The sequence below is a fragment of the Paenarthrobacter sp. YIM B13468 genome, assembly GCF_042788025.1.
In the GTDB taxonomy this organism is placed as follows: Bacteria; Actinomycetota; Actinomycetes; order Actinomycetales; family Micrococcaceae; genus Arthrobacter; species Arthrobacter aromaticivorans.
In genome coordinates this window covers 1-12,832 of the sequence record NZ_JBHZPI010000019.1, presented here as the reverse complement: position 1 = coordinate 12,832, position 12,832 = coordinate 1, and the positions used below count along the sequence as shown (strand labels likewise).

The following is a 12,832-nucleotide window of genomic DNA, read 5'->3' as shown; positions in this document are numbered from 1 at the left end:
ACATCGAAGCCCTTTCTGACCGGTCTTCTCTCACATCGAAGCCCTTTCTGACCGTTCTTCTCTCACGTCCCGCGCGCGGTAGGTCCCGACGTCGGCACCCAGGTCAAGTGCCGGCGTCGTGGCTTTCCTGAAGCAAGGGATAGAGGAACGCCAATAATCCCGCAGGATGTGAGAGAAGATCAGGAAAAAAGCCGCAGGATGTGAGAGAAGATCAGGGGGCGACGCGGACGGGGACGCCGGTTTCGAGGGATTCCTGGGCGGCGTCGGCCACCTTGGAAGCAGCGACGGCGTCTTCGGGTGTGCACGGATTCTTGCGTTCGCCGAGGACCAACTCCACAAACGCAGCCATCTCGGAGCGGTATGCCTGGTCGAAGCGTTCGGCAAAGGTCTGATGGGAGATCCCTGACGGGAAGGCAACCCCTGGCTCAGCTGAACGGACCGCCATCTGTTCATCCATGCCCACCACCACCGAGCCATCAGAGCCCTGGAGTTCCAGCCGGACATCATGCCCGGCCCCGTTGTATCGGCTGGCGGAGACCGTACCTACCGTGCCGTCGTCGAACGTAACTACCGCCAAGGCTGTATCGACGTCGCCCACCTCACCGATTGCGGGGTCGCCATTGTTGGATCCCTTGGCATAGACCTCCACGATTTCCTTGCCCGTGAGCCAGCGAAGGATGTCGAAATCGTGCACGGAGCAATCCCGGAACAGTCCGCCGGAGGTTGCCAGGAACTGGACAGGCGGCGGGGTCATGTCGCATGTGAGGGCGCGGACGGAGTGGATCCAGCCCAATTCCCCGGCTTCATAGGCCCGCTTGGCTTCCAGATAGCCGGCATCGAATCGGCGTTGGTGGCCGATCTGCACGGTTCCGCCTTTCTCCCGGATGTACTCCAGGACAGGCAGGGACTGGGCAACATTCACAGCCACCGGCTTCTCGCAGAACACCGGAATTCCGGCATCTACGCCGGCGCGGATGAGGTCCGGGTGTGTCGCCGTGCCGGTGGCGATCACCAGTCCATCCACACCCGAGGAGATCAGCTCAGCCACCGACCCCACAAATTCCGCCCCAAATTCGGCGGCCACGGATCGGGCGTGTTCCTCCGCCACATCGGTCAGCTTGAGTTGGACCTGGACACCCTCCGGGTTCAGGACTTGGTTGAGCGCGCTGATGTTCTTGGCGTGCATTACGCCAATCCGGCCGACACCCACAAGGCCGAGGGTCACTTGCTTCATCATTATCTGTCTCCGTCAGTGCAGCAGAAGTTGAGTCTTAAAGAGGGATTCTTGAGGCGACACTAAACCTTGTCAGTTTGTCCTGTCAATTAGCACTAGCGGTAGAAGCCTTCAGTGCCGCGTCGGCATCCTTAAGGACCTTTGCCGCAACTTCAAGTCCTTCGATGCGGCCCAGGGAAACGTCCTCGTGTTCGATGTTCACCAGCATGTCGGGATCAACCTCATGGAGGGCCCGGAGGAACTCTGTCCAAAAGGCCGTATCGTGTCCACGGCCCAAGGCCACAAAGTCCCAGGCCGAGTTCCTGGGCCATTCGTTCGCCCACTCGTCGCCGCCCAGGTTGGTGCGGTTTTCCTCGGCTGAGAGTCGTCGGAAGCTGTTGTCCAATACTCCGTACAGGGCAGCGTTGTCCTTGTTCACGCGGACGTCCTTCGCGGCCGCCTGGAACACCAAAGGGCCAAGTTCGCGGACCACGGCGACGGGGTCCATCTGCTGCCAGAACAGGTGCGAAGCGTCCAGTTCTACCCCAACATGCGTGGCTCCGGTGAGCTCGACGAGCTTGTAGACATCAGCGGTGTTGAAGACGAGGTTCTGAGGGTGCAGTTCAAGCGCCACTTTGACGCCATGGTCAGCGGCGAGGCGGTCCATTTCCCTCCAGAACGCAGAGGCCACATCCCACTGGTAATCCAGCACGTCCAAGGCGGCGGAGTTCCAGGCATTGACTACCCAGTTGACGATGCTCGCCCCAGGCTCGCCCCCAGGAAGGCCGGACATGGTTACCACCCGGTCCTGTCCGAGGCGGTGGGCGAGGCGAATGGAACGGCGGATGTCTTCGGCATGCTTCTCACCGATTTCCCGCTTCGGATGCAGTGGATTGCCGTTGCAGTTCAGGCCAGCGATGGAAACGCCGGTGCCCTCGAAGATCTCCAGGTAGTCGTCGCGCGCTGCGTCGCTTTCCAGAATCTCGTCAAAGGTGGGGACGTGCACGGCGGGCAGGAACCCGCCGGTGTTGATCTCGATGCCCGTGAGGCCCAGATCGGCAATGACCTTCAGTGCTTCCGGGAGCGGACGGTCGTGGAGGATCGCGTTGTAGACGCCGAGTTTCATAGCGTGATCTTCTTTCCGTTGTTCAGGGCGGATTCAGTGACGGCACTGAGGAGTTCCATGTTGCGAACACCTTCATCGAAGGTGGCACAGCGGGGCAGGGATGCCTCTTCGCCAAGGCCTGCGACCTCTTCGAGGAATGCCCGGGCCTGGTAGCCGAAGGCATCGTTCTGGCCGAAGCCAACTTCCGGCGCGTCCATTGCCAGGCCACCGGCGATGTAAGGGTGTCCCGGCCCAAGGGAGACTTGGCGGTAACCGTTCTCATTGCCGGATCCATCATTAAGGAACAGCTGGATCTCGGAGGGGCGGCGCTGATCGAACTTGGCGGCGCCGTTCTCGCAGAAGACCTCGAACTGAAGGCCGTTGGCATGGCCGGCTGCAACCCGGGAGACTTCGAAGCTTCCGGCGCCGTTGGTGAACTCCGCATTGAAGGCTGCATAGTCGTCGTTCTCCACTGCCTCGAAGGTGTCGCTCACGGCAACATGCTCGTGGCCCATGACCGCACTGAGCGGCAGCGGACGCTTGTCGATGGCAGTGGTCAGGCGGCCGCCGCTGATGGACTTGATATCGCCGCACAGGAATTCGGAGACATACGTCAGGTGACTTCCGACGTCGGCCAGCGCACCGGAGCCGGGCCCGCCCTTGTATCGCCAGCTCATCGGAGCCGAAGGGCTGAAGCCATAGTCGGTCCAGTACCGGCCACTGAAGTGCAGGACGTTCCCGAGAACGCCGCTCTTGATCAGGTCGCGGATGTAGGCGATGCCCGGAGTCCGACGGAAGGTAAAGCCGATGCGGGCAAGTGTTCCACGTGATTCTGCTTGCCGGGCGGCGTCTGCCATGGCGCGGGCGTCTTCCAAGGTATCGCTGAGCGGCTTCTCGCACAGCACGTGCTTGCCGGCGGCAAGCAGGCCTTCCACGACTTCGCGGTGGAGGGAGTTGGCGATGACCACGCTCACCACGTCAATGTCATCGGCCTCGGCGATTGCCTGCCAGGACGTATCGTTGCGCTCGTATCCAAAGCGCCGCGCAGCCAGGGAACCAAATTCGGCATTCACGTCGCCAATGGAGACGAGGCGGAGCTGTGGCAGTACCGGGCTGTAGAGGGCAGATGCTGTGCGGTACGCGGCAGCATGGGCCTTACCGGCCATGCCTGCACCGATGACGGCGACGCCGAGGCTTTCAGCCATTGATTTCTCCTTTGAAATTTCACCATGCCATGAGGCACTGAACGACATTTTGTAGCGCTACAATTTTTGCACTGGGTTTGAGCGTAACTATGTCTATATGTCCTGTCAATCCTTAAGCGACTATCCTCGAGGACAGACACGAAAGGCACACCGATTCCGTTGAACAGCGCACAGACCCGCCGCCCCACCCTCTACGACGTCGCCACCCAGGCCGGAGTCTCGCCGTCGTTGGTTTCACTGTTCCTCAAGGATCCGGGGAGGATCAGTGAGAAGCGTCGGGAGGCCATCCAAAAGGCCATCACCCAACTGGGTTACAGGCCCAGCCGCGCTGCTACCACGCTGGCTAGCAGCCGCACCAAAAGCATCGGGCTGGTCATTGACGACTACCGGAACCCCTGGTTTGTAGACCTCCTCCGTGGGATGGAATCCGTCCTTTCAGACCTCGGCTACCAAGTCACGCTCGCGGACTCCAGGCCCGGGGCGAACCGCATCAAGGAAGCCACGGATGGCCTGCTGGCGATGCACGTGGACGCCTTGGTCCTGGCCGCCGAGCCCAGCGAACCAATGCTCGCTGGAACATGGGTCCCCACCGTTGTTGCGGGATGGCGGAACGGCGTCCCGGCAGGTGCGGACCTGATAACCAACGACGACGACCGCGGGGGCATGATGGCAGCGGACCACCTGCTGGCGTTAGGCCACAGCCACATCGGCCACCTTTCCGGGTCCGACGGCGCGTCATTGCACCGGCGCGCCGGTTACCAAAGCGCGCTGGAGGCTGCCGGCGTCGAAGTCGTGATCGGTGAGAGTGAAGGAACGTCAGAAGAAGACGGGTACGGATCCGCCTGCTGGCTCCTGGATCACCACCCCGGCACCACAGCCATCTTCGCCGCCAACGACACCATGGCGCTAGGCGCGTTCGCCGCCATCAAAGCCCGTGGACTTTCCGTGCCCAACGAAGTTTCGGTGATCGGGTACGACAACTCCCCGTTGGCCAAGTCGCGCTTCCTGGACCTCACGTCCATCGATAACCGAAGCGACCTTGTGGGCGCGGACGCAGCGCGAAGGCTGCTGGCCCGTATCGACGATCCGACATTGGAGCCGGAGCGCAAGCTCATCGAACCGACGCTGGTACTCCGCGGCACGACGTCGGCCGTTCGCTAGAGGGAGCCGTTCGTTAGAGGGAGCCGTTCGCTAGAGGGCGCTAGAGGCGCCGGACACGACTCCGCCCGGAGCCACTAGTCGCTCCGGGCAGAAGTCCGCCGAACAAACCTAGTGCCGCTTCGTGGCACTTTCCGGCGCAGCATCAGCCACACCCGCTACTTCGGCCTTGACCTCCTCAAGCGCATCGGAATGCCCGCCCAGCTGCTCCAGCTCATGGGCCAACTCCGCGAGTTCTGCGCCGCCGGCCATTTGGGCCGTCAGCTCATCCAAGGTGATGTCCTTCTTGTCGTAGTAGCCGATCGACTTGCCGCGCTTGAGCAGCAGGAAGCGGTCACCCACAGGGAAGGCGTGGTGCGGGTTGTGGGTAATGAAGATAACGCCGAGGCCGCGGTCGCGGGCCTGCAGGATGTACCGAAGCACCACGCCGGACTGCTTCACGCCAAGTGCTGCTGTGGGCTCATCCAGGATCAGCACCTTCGCGCCGAAGTACACGGCCCGGGCGATGGCGACACACTGGCGCTCGCCGCCCGAGAGCTGACCGATGGGCTGGTCAACATCGCGGAGGTCGATGCCCATCTCGGCCAGTTCCTTCAGCGTGACGTCCTTCATTTTCTGGACATCCATGCTCTTGAACGGACCGAATCCGCTGGTCAGTTCCGAGCCAAGGAAGAAGTTACGCCAGATGGGCATCAGTGGAACCACAGCTAGGTCTTGATACACGGTGGCGATACCGGCGTCGAGGGCGTCCCTTGGCGAATTGAACTTCCGGGCATCACCCATCACCTGAAGGGTGCCTTCGTCGTGCTGGTGCAGGCCCGCGATGATCTTGATCAGCGTTGATTTGCCGGCGCCATTGTCGCCCAGGACGCAGGTGACCCGGCCGTTGTCCACGGCCATGGTTACATCGCGCAGGGCGATGATGTTGCCGTAGTGCTTGCCTACTCCCTCGAGCGAAAGCAGGTGCACGGGTGTGTGCGTCAACGGGTCCTTCTCGTTTTTCAGCAATGTCTGCTGGTCGATCTGTTGTGCGTTCATTGTTCCGGCCCCTTACTTGAGCTCTGCCCGGCGCTTGACGATCAGGTTCACGATGGTGGCCAGCAGGAGCATCAAGCCCAGGAAGAACTTGAACCAGTCTGGATTCCATTGTGCGTACACGATGCCCTTGTTGGCCATGCCAAAGATGAAGGCACCGATAGCGCCACCCACGGCCGAGCCGTAGCCGCCTGTCAGGAGGCAACCACCGATGACGGCAGCAATGATGTAGAGGAACTCGTTGCCAACACCTTCACCGGACTGCACAGCATCGAAGGCAAAGAGGTTGTGCATGCCCAGGATCCAGCCGCAGAAACCAACAGCCATGAAGAGGCCGATCTTGGTCTTGGTCACCGGGACGCCAACTGCGCGGGCAGCATTGGCATCACCGCCAACTGCGAAGATCCAGTTGCCAACGCGGGTGCGCAACAGGATCCACGATGCCACTGCCACAAGGATGATCCAGAAGAATACGGTGATCTTGACTTCAACGCCGCCGATGCTGACGGAGGAGGCGAATACCGCTCGTGCCGATTCGAACCCGTCCAGCTTGGAGATCGACGGCGAGGAGACGCTGCCACCGATAAGGCGGGTCAGTGCCAGATTGAGGCCGGTCAGCATGAGGAAGGTCGCCAGGGTGACGATGAAGCTCGGAAGTTTGGTCTTGACGAGAATCCAGCCGTTGATGAATCCAATGCCCAGCGAGACAACCAGTGCCAAAGTGACACCAACCCATGCATTCAGTGAGAAGTTCCAGCTGAAGAGCGAGGCGGTCAGTGCGGAGGAGATCACGGCCACACCCGTGGAGAGGTCGAACTCACCGCCGATCATCAGCAGGGAAACCCCTACCGCCATGATGCCAATGGTCGAGGAACCGTAGAGCACGGTGGCGAGCGCGTTCGGCTGCGTAAACGTCTGGGAAACAGACGCGAAGAAGATGAAAAGGACAACCGCTCCGACCAGTGCACCGACTTCGGGCCTCGCCAGGAACTTTTGGACCGGACTACGGCGTCCGACCCGTTCGTCGCCAGGGGCCGAAGCCCCCGCCGGCGGCAGAGTTGTTGTATTTGCCATAGGAATGACTCCTTGTTGGTCAGGCTGCGCGGCGGTTCCCCGCCGCGCAGCCGGATGCCTGGATCTAGCGGACGCCTTGCTGGGCGAATTTGAGGACATCGGCGGCGTTGGCCTTGTCCACGATGGTCGGGCCGGTCAGGACGGGCTGGCCGCCGCCGATCTTAAAGCCGCCGCGCTTTGCCTGCCACAGGGCATCAACGGACATGTAGCCCTGAAGCCATGGCTGCTGGTCAACCGTGAAGATCACTTGGCCGTCTACGATCTTTTGGGCGAGATCGGCATTGAGGTCGAAGCTGGCCACCTTGGCCGAACTGCTGGCGTCGGTGACGGACTTGAGCAGGGTGAGGGTGATGGGGGCGCCGAGACCGATGATCACATCGGCATCTTTGGACGCCTGGAGTTTCGCTGTGGCCGTTGACTGGACCGCGGTCATGTCCTTGCCATCGACGTAGAGGATCTCCGTTGCCGGCACCTTGGCCTTCACACCGGCGCAGCGTGCTTCCAGGCCCACATGGCCCTGCTGCTGGATGACGCAAACGGGGTGCTTGTAGCCTTCTGCAGCGAGCCGGGTGCCCACCGCCTCGCCTGCAAGCTGCTCATTCGATCCGAAGTGCGTGAAAGCGCCCAGCTGGCTGGAAACGGATTCACCCGCGTTGAGGCTCACAACGGGGATACCCGCAGCGGTGGCCTTTTTCAGGACATCCTTCAAGGCGTCCGGGGTTGCCAGTGTGACAGCAATGCCGTCCACCTTCTGATCGATGGCCTGCTGGACAAGCTGGGCCTGGCGTCCGGCTTCGGGATCGCTGGTGTACAGGAGTTCTACGTTGTCCTTGCTCGATGCTTCCTCTGCGCCCTTGCGGACGATATCCCAGAAGGTGTCCCCAGCCGCTGCGTGGGTAATGAGGGCCACCTTGATGCGTGCGGTGCTGGCTGCCTGACCGGCGCCTGCACCTCCCCCGGAATCTGCCGGTTTGCCGCCCTGGCTCGAACAGGCGCTCAGGGCCACCAATGGAACCACTGCTGCGACGACCGCCGCTTTGCGCCACGAGAATTTTGCCACCGTTATCTCCTTTGATGTCAGCTTCGGGCGTCCGGGGACTCGCGCCCGGATCGCCTGCTACCTCGATCATGGTGACTCGCCTCACACTTTGTCAATACTTTGTCCTGACATTAGAATGTTTTGACGTAAGTTCCTCGAGTAGATTCCCCCACCGCATGCCTGGAAGTAACTTCCTTGACCAGCCCAGCACGCCTGCTATTATCAGAAAAAAGCAGTATGTCCTATCAAGAGAACATGAGCGGACATACTCATCCATCCGACCGGGCTAGTGTTTCCCTGGCCGGGCTTCCGCAGGCTAGGAGAAACCAGTGGCGAACCAACTCAGCCTCAGCATCGACCGTTCGTCCCCGGTGCCGCTCTATCACCAAGTGGTCCAGGGAATCGAAGCCGCCATCCACAGCGGCGTCCTGGAACCGGGCAGCCGGTTGGACAACGAAATCGACCTTGCTGCACAGCTCAACCTGTCCCGCCCCACCATGCGAAAGGCCATGGACGAACTGGTCCGCTCGGGCCTCCTGGTCCGTAAGCGCGGCGTTGGCACGCAGGTGGTTTCAAGCCAGGTCCGGCGGCCGCTGGAGCTCTCAAGCCTTTTCGATGACCTCAGTAATAACGGCAAGAAGCCCACCACGGATGTGCTTAGCTTCTCCCACGTGGAGGCCGATGCCGCCACACTCACCGCGCTTCAGCTGCCGGCCGGGTCCAAGGTCTACCACTTCACCCGCCTCCGCAAAGTTGGCGGCAAGCCCCTGGCGCTCATGGAGAACTGGGTCCGTGACGACATCACCAGCATGGACGAAGCCCAGCTCTCCAGCGAGGGACTCTATTCCATCCTTCGACGCGGCGGCGTGAATTTCCGATTGGCATCCCAGCGCATCGGCGCCATGATCGCCAATGACTACCAGGCTCCCCTCCTCGAGGCCGAAGTTGGTTCGGCCCTGGTCACCATGGAACGCACTGCGGTGGACGACACCGGACGCATGGTTGAAACGGGCCACCACGTCTACCGCGCCGATTCCTACAGCTTTGAAATGACACTCGTACAGCGCTAACGCAAGGACACAAACTTATGGCCAACTGGGTCTACCCGCTGGGAACAGCCACTGACGGCAAATGGGACATCTCGCTCGGCACTTCCGATTCCACCCTCGCGATCGACGGCTGGGCCCATACGGGACTGAAGGTTGCGACGCTGGGACCTGGTGCCGCCGTTGAGCTTCCTGCCACTGGGGAGGAACGCATTGTGGTTCCGCTGAGTGGTTCGTTTACCGTAACGGTCGACGACGACGCGTACAGCCTCGCGGGCCGGCATTCGGTTTTCCACGGGCCAAGTGACGTCCTGTACACGGGTATCAACAGGGCCGTCACCATCAGTTCGCACGACGGCGGAAGGGTGGCGGTCGCAACCGCACCGGCGAAGGCCGGCTACCCTACCCGCCTGGTCACGGCAGCCGAGACCCCCGTAGAGCTGCGTGGGGCGGGCAACTGCTCCCGGCAGGTCCACAACTTCGGCACACCGGCGGCGCTGGAAGCTGATCGCTTCATTGTTTGCGAGGTCATCACACCCGCCGGCAATTGGTCCTCCTACCCTCCCCACAAGCACGACGAGGAGAAGGAAGGCGAGACAAGCCTGGAGGAGATCTACTACTTCGAAACGCGCGTCGCCCCGGACCCCCCTGCCCCTGTGGACTCAGACGCAATAGGCTACGCCCGTGTCTACGCCTCCGATGACCGGCCCATCGATGTCTCAGCGGAGGTCCGCACCGGTGACGTGGTCCTGGTCCCCTACGGCTGGCACGGACCGGCGATGGCAGCCCCGGGCTATGACCTCTACTACCTGAACGTCATGGCAGGCCCCGGACGCGTACGCGACTGGCTCATCAGCGATGACCCCCACCACGGCTGGGTCCGCCAGACCTGGGAGGACCAGGACGTGGACCCGAGGCTTCCGTTTACGGCCTGACGCATAACCAACAGAATGCCCCTGTGACTCTCGGTCACAGGGGCATTCTTGGTGTTGAGCGCTATTTGGCTTGGGCGATGTAATCGTTCATCGTCTTGAGCTGGTACCTGGAAACGTCCTCGGCATTCTCGTCCTCTGCGAACACCGAAGAAACCATGACGGTGTTCTCCTTGTCCAGGAATCCGATCTCCTTCAAGCCGCCGAAGAACTCGTCCCAGTTCACATCCCCGTCACCGATCTTGAGGTGCTGGTGGACGCGGACAGCGTTGCCCGGCGGGTTGGTGATGTACCTGAGTCCGTGTGAGGCGTGGTGGTTCATCGTGTCAGAGACGTGCACCAGGCGGAGCTTGTCGCCGGCCGCCCGCATGATCTCCAACGGCTTGTTGCCCATATGGAAGGTGTGGGAGGCAACGTAAACCATGCCGATGTTCGGGGAGTTCACGCCCCGGATCACGCGCAGCGCAGCCAGTCCGTCTTCCACGAAGTCGTCCGGGTGCGGATCGATGAGCACATCCATATCTTCGCGTTCGATGATCGGCAGCAGTTCCTCCACCGAGCGGTAGAAGGCGCGTTCAGACTCCTCAGCCTTCTCCGGACGGCCGCTGAACTCCGTGTTCATGGTCTGAACGCCGAGGTCTACCGCGATCTGGATGGCCCGCTTCCAGTAGCGGACCGCAGCTTCCCGGGCGTCCTCATCGGGTCCGGACCACCGCAGGACGGGCAGGACGGAGGCGATTTCGACGCCGGCGTCCTTGCACGCTGCCTTCAGCTTGCCCACAAGCTCGTCATCAGCCTTCGGGTGGTAGAAGAACGGGATGAGGTCCGCGTGAGGCGTCATCTGCAGGTACTTGTAGCCAAGATCTGCTGCCACGCGCGGGAACTCGAGCAGCGTGTGGCTGTGGTGGAACGGAGTGGGGTCAAGGGCAATCTTCATGTCAGTGCCCCTACTTGTAGAGATCAGGCTTGGTGTTCAACTGCACCTTGACCTTCTCGCCCGATTTCTGTGCCTCGACTCCGGCCTCGCAGCAAGCAGCGGTGGCATAACCGTCCCAGGCGGTGGGACCGCCGATTTCGCCGCGAAGGGCGGCATCAACCCACGCCTGGATCTCGACGTCGTACGCTGCTCCGAAGCGCTCCTCAAAGCCCGGAGTGACGCTGCCGCCCCACTTACCAGCGGACTGGATGTACGGGCCGCTGTCACCGCCGATGCTCACGATGCCATCCTCGAAGGACGCCTGAGTGGCAACCTGGTAGCCGAACTTGGCGTTGACGTAAATCTCGACGTCGGCCAACACGCCCGATTCAGTTTCAAGCAGCACATGCTGGGGGTCGTGCTGGCCATTGGGGGCGTTGCGCGTGGGCTTACCCAAGCGAACCTGCACCGAGGTAATTTCCTCGCCGGTGAAGTAACGGATGGCGTCGAACTCATGGACCACGGAGTCGTTGATCAGCATCTCGTTGGTGAAGCCTTCAGGCGTGCTTGGGTTGCGGTGCTGGTGGTGCAGCATCAACAGTTCCCCCAATTCACTGTTGCGGATGATCGAACCCAGTGCCGAGTACTCGGCATCAAAGCGGCGCATGAAACCCACCTGAATGCGCTTGTGGCCCAATGCCAGTTCAGCCTGGACAACCTTCCACGCGCTTTCCGCATCCGGTGTCAGCGGCTTCTCACAGAGGATCGGGAAGTCCTTCTCCAACGCCTTGTACAGGATTTCCTCGTGCAGGAAGCCCGGCGTGGCGATCAGGACGGCGTTAACGTCTCCATTGTTCAGCGCCTCATCGGCACTGGACAGCGCCGCAGCGCCGTCGATTCCTTCAATGGCAGCCTGCGCGCGGGCAAGATCAACATCGACGACGGCGGCTACTTCAGCGCCGTGGATGCGGGTGCTCAGGCGCTTGATGTGGTCGGCACCCATGCGGCCTGCGCCGATGACGGCAACGCGGAGAATCTTTGTCACTTTTCTATCCTTCGTGAGGTTGGTTCTAGTTACTGGACCAGCGTGCGGGAGCTACTGGACCCGCGTGCGGGAGCCGCAGGAAAGCAGGTAGTTGCGTGTTCGCTTGGCGATGGGCATCGGTACATCGAACGCTACCGGGTACATGTCCTGCTCAACGATGCCGAAGATCGGCCGGTTGAGGCCTTCCACAGCTTCAATAACAGCGCGCAGGTCCGGGAGGCCGTTCGGCGGCTCGGTCATGACGCCGGCGAGGTTGGCAGCAGCCCAGGTCATGTTCTTCTCGTTGACCTCCGCAAGGATCTCGGGGTTGATCTGCTTGAGGTGCAGGTAGCCGATCCTGTCCGGGTAATTCTTGATGAGCTCCAGGCTTGAAGCGCCACAGTACTCCGCGTGGCCCGTGTCCAGGCATAGGTTCAGGTATTGCGGATCCGTTGCGGCCAAGAGGGTTTCGATGTCCTGTTGCGCGCCAACGTGCGAGTCAGCGTGGGAGTGGAACTGCTGGTGCAGCCCAAAGTCCTCCAACAGGACCTTGCCCATCCGGTTGTGGCCTGCGAAGAGATCAGCCCACTGCTCGTCGGTCAGTTCTCCGTTCTCTACGGCCTCGCCCGTGACGTCGTCCCGCCACATCGCGGGGATAACCACAATGTGTTCACCACCCATGGCCGCAGTCAGTTCGGCCACCTTGCGTGCCGGTTCCCAGGCTTCGTCGTACTGCTTGGCACCACGGTGGAAGGCCGTGAACACCGTTCCGGCAGTGACCTTGAGATCGCGCTGCTTGAGCTCTTCTGCCAGGCGGGTGGGGTCGTTCGGCAGGTAGCCGTAGGGACCCAGCTCAATCCATTTGTAGCCGGATTCAGCCACCTCATCCAGGAACCGTTCCCACGGAGTCTGCTGGGGGTCATCGGCAAACCACACGCCCCAAGAGTCGGGGGCAGTGCCGATAATGAGCTTGTTCTCGACGTCAGTCATGACAGCAGTATCTTTCTCAGTTGGAGGGGAAGTTGTAGGAGGCGCCGGAGGCGTGGGTGGGTTCGGGCCAGCGGGAGGTGATGACTTTGCCGCGG

At 61.6% G+C, this 12,832-nt stretch carries 12 protein-coding genes; 3 read left to right on the top strand and 9 right to left on the bottom strand.

Annotation, left to right across the window (positions count from 1 at the left end; all coding sequences use genetic code 11):
- Positions 1-211: 211 nt before the first annotated feature.
- The 3 genes from ACFX4T_RS17435 to ACFX4T_RS17425 form a co-directional block, all read right to left on the bottom strand.
- Positions 212-1,234 carry a Gfo/Idh/MocA family oxidoreductase gene (locus ACFX4T_RS17435; RefSeq protein WP_377653077.1) on the bottom strand — a complete coding sequence of 341 codons (1,023 nt, stop codon included), beginning with the start codon at positions 1,232-1,234 and terminating at the stop codon, positions 212-214.
- 85 nt (positions 1,235-1,319) lie between these two features.
- Positions 1,320-2,339, bottom strand: a complete 1,020-nt coding sequence (locus tag ACFX4T_RS17430) for a sugar phosphate isomerase/epimerase family protein (RefSeq protein ID WP_377652929.1) — start codon at positions 2,337-2,339, stop codon at positions 1,320-1,322.
- Positions 2,336-3,523, bottom strand: a complete 1,188-nt coding sequence (locus ACFX4T_RS17425) for a Gfo/Idh/MocA family protein (protein WP_377652927.1) — start codon at positions 3,521-3,523, stop codon at positions 2,336-2,338. Before ACFX4T_RS17425 ends, ACFX4T_RS17430 begins: the two co-directional genes overlap by 4 nt.
- 159 nt (positions 3,524-3,682) lie before the next feature.
- Between ACFX4T_RS17425 and ACFX4T_RS17420 the strand changes: the two genes are divergently transcribed.
- Positions 3,683-4,684, top strand: coding sequence for a LacI family DNA-binding transcriptional regulator (locus tag ACFX4T_RS17420; protein ID WP_377652925.1), 1,002 nt, complete (start codon positions 3,683-3,685; stop codon positions 4,682-4,684).
- A gap of 108 nt (positions 4,685-4,792) precedes the next feature.
- Here the strand turns inward: ACFX4T_RS17420 and ACFX4T_RS17415 are convergent, their stop codons facing one another.
- From ACFX4T_RS17415 to ACFX4T_RS17405, 3 genes are all read right to left on the bottom strand, one after another.
- Positions 4,793-5,719, bottom strand: coding sequence for an ATP-binding cassette domain-containing protein (locus ACFX4T_RS17415; protein WP_377652923.1), 927 nt, complete (start codon positions 5,717-5,719; stop codon positions 4,793-4,795).
- 12 nt (positions 5,720-5,731) lie between these two features.
- Entirely contained in the window at positions 5,732-6,790 is a 1,059-nt protein-coding gene (locus ACFX4T_RS17410; RefSeq protein WP_216926079.1) for an ABC transporter permease, read from the bottom strand.
- 64 nt (positions 6,791-6,854) lie between these two features.
- Positions 6,855-7,850 (bottom strand): substrate-binding domain-containing protein, encoded by a 996-nt coding sequence (locus ACFX4T_RS17405; RefSeq protein WP_216926078.1) that lies wholly within the window; start codon positions 7,848-7,850, stop codon positions 6,855-6,857.
- Positions 7,851-8,158: 308 nt separating this feature from the next.
- On the opposite strand from ACFX4T_RS17405, the gene ACFX4T_RS17400 reads away from it, so the two are divergent.
- Complete coding sequence (locus ACFX4T_RS17400) at positions 8,159-8,899, top strand: GntR family transcriptional regulator (protein ID WP_216926077.1); 741 nt, start codon at positions 8,159-8,161, stop codon at positions 8,897-8,899.
- Positions 8,900-8,916: 17 nt separating this feature from the next.
- Positions 8,917-9,810: a 5-deoxy-glucuronate isomerase gene (gene iolB, locus ACFX4T_RS17395; protein WP_377652920.1), complete on the top strand. Its 894-nt coding sequence runs from the start codon at positions 8,917-8,919 to the stop codon at positions 9,808-9,810.
- Positions 9,811-9,871: 61 nt separating this feature from the next.
- Here iolB and ACFX4T_RS17390 read toward each other — a convergent pair whose 3' ends face one another.
- The 3 genes from ACFX4T_RS17390 to ACFX4T_RS17380 are packed head-to-tail and all read right to left on the bottom strand — an operon-like array spanning position 9,872 to position 12,737.
- Entirely contained in the window at positions 9,872-10,744 is an 873-nt protein-coding gene (locus ACFX4T_RS17390) for a sugar phosphate isomerase/epimerase family protein (protein ID WP_377652918.1), read from the bottom strand.
- A gap of 10 nt (positions 10,745-10,754) precedes the next feature.
- Entirely contained in the window at positions 10,755-11,768 is a 1,014-nt protein-coding gene (locus tag ACFX4T_RS17385; RefSeq protein ID WP_216926074.1) for a Gfo/Idh/MocA family protein, read from the bottom strand.
- Positions 11,769-11,819: 51 nt separating this feature from the next.
- Positions 11,820-12,737, bottom strand: a complete 918-nt coding sequence (locus tag ACFX4T_RS17380; RefSeq protein ID WP_216926073.1) for a sugar phosphate isomerase/epimerase — start codon at positions 12,735-12,737, stop codon at positions 11,820-11,822.
- Positions 12,738-12,832 lie beyond the last annotated feature (95 nt).

What these genes read in the sequence shown, in the direction of transcription:
- ACFX4T_RS17435 (WP_377653077.1), bottom strand. Translation starts at nt 1,234, where the DNA reads ATGAAGCAAGTGACCCTCGGCCTTGTGGGTGTCGGCCGGATTGGCGTA.
- ACFX4T_RS17430 (WP_377652929.1), bottom strand. Translation starts at nt 2,339, where the DNA reads ATGAAACTCGGCGTCTACAACGCGATCCTCCACGACCGTCCGCTCCCG.
- ACFX4T_RS17425 (WP_377652927.1), bottom strand. Translation starts at nt 3,523, where the DNA reads ATGGCTGAAAGCCTCGGCGTCGCCGTCATCGGTGCAGGCATGGCCGGT.
- ACFX4T_RS17415 (WP_377652923.1), bottom strand. Translation starts at nt 5,719, where the DNA reads ATGAACGCACAACAGATCGACCAGCAGACATTGCTGAAAAACGAGAAG.
- ACFX4T_RS17410 (WP_216926079.1), bottom strand. Translation starts at nt 6,790, where the DNA reads ATGGCAAATACAACAACTCTGCCGCCGGCGGGGGCTTCGGCCCCTGGC.
- iolB (WP_377652920.1), top strand. Translation starts at nt 8,917, where the DNA reads ATGGCCAACTGGGTCTACCCGCTGGGAACAGCCACTGACGGCAAATGG.
- ACFX4T_RS17390 (WP_377652918.1), bottom strand. Translation starts at nt 10,744, where the DNA reads ATGAAGATTGCCCTTGACCCCACTCCGTTCCACCACAGCCACACGCTG.
- ACFX4T_RS17380 (WP_216926073.1), bottom strand. Translation starts at nt 12,737, where the DNA reads ATGACTGACGTCGAGAACAAGCTCATTATCGGCACTGCCCCCGACTCT.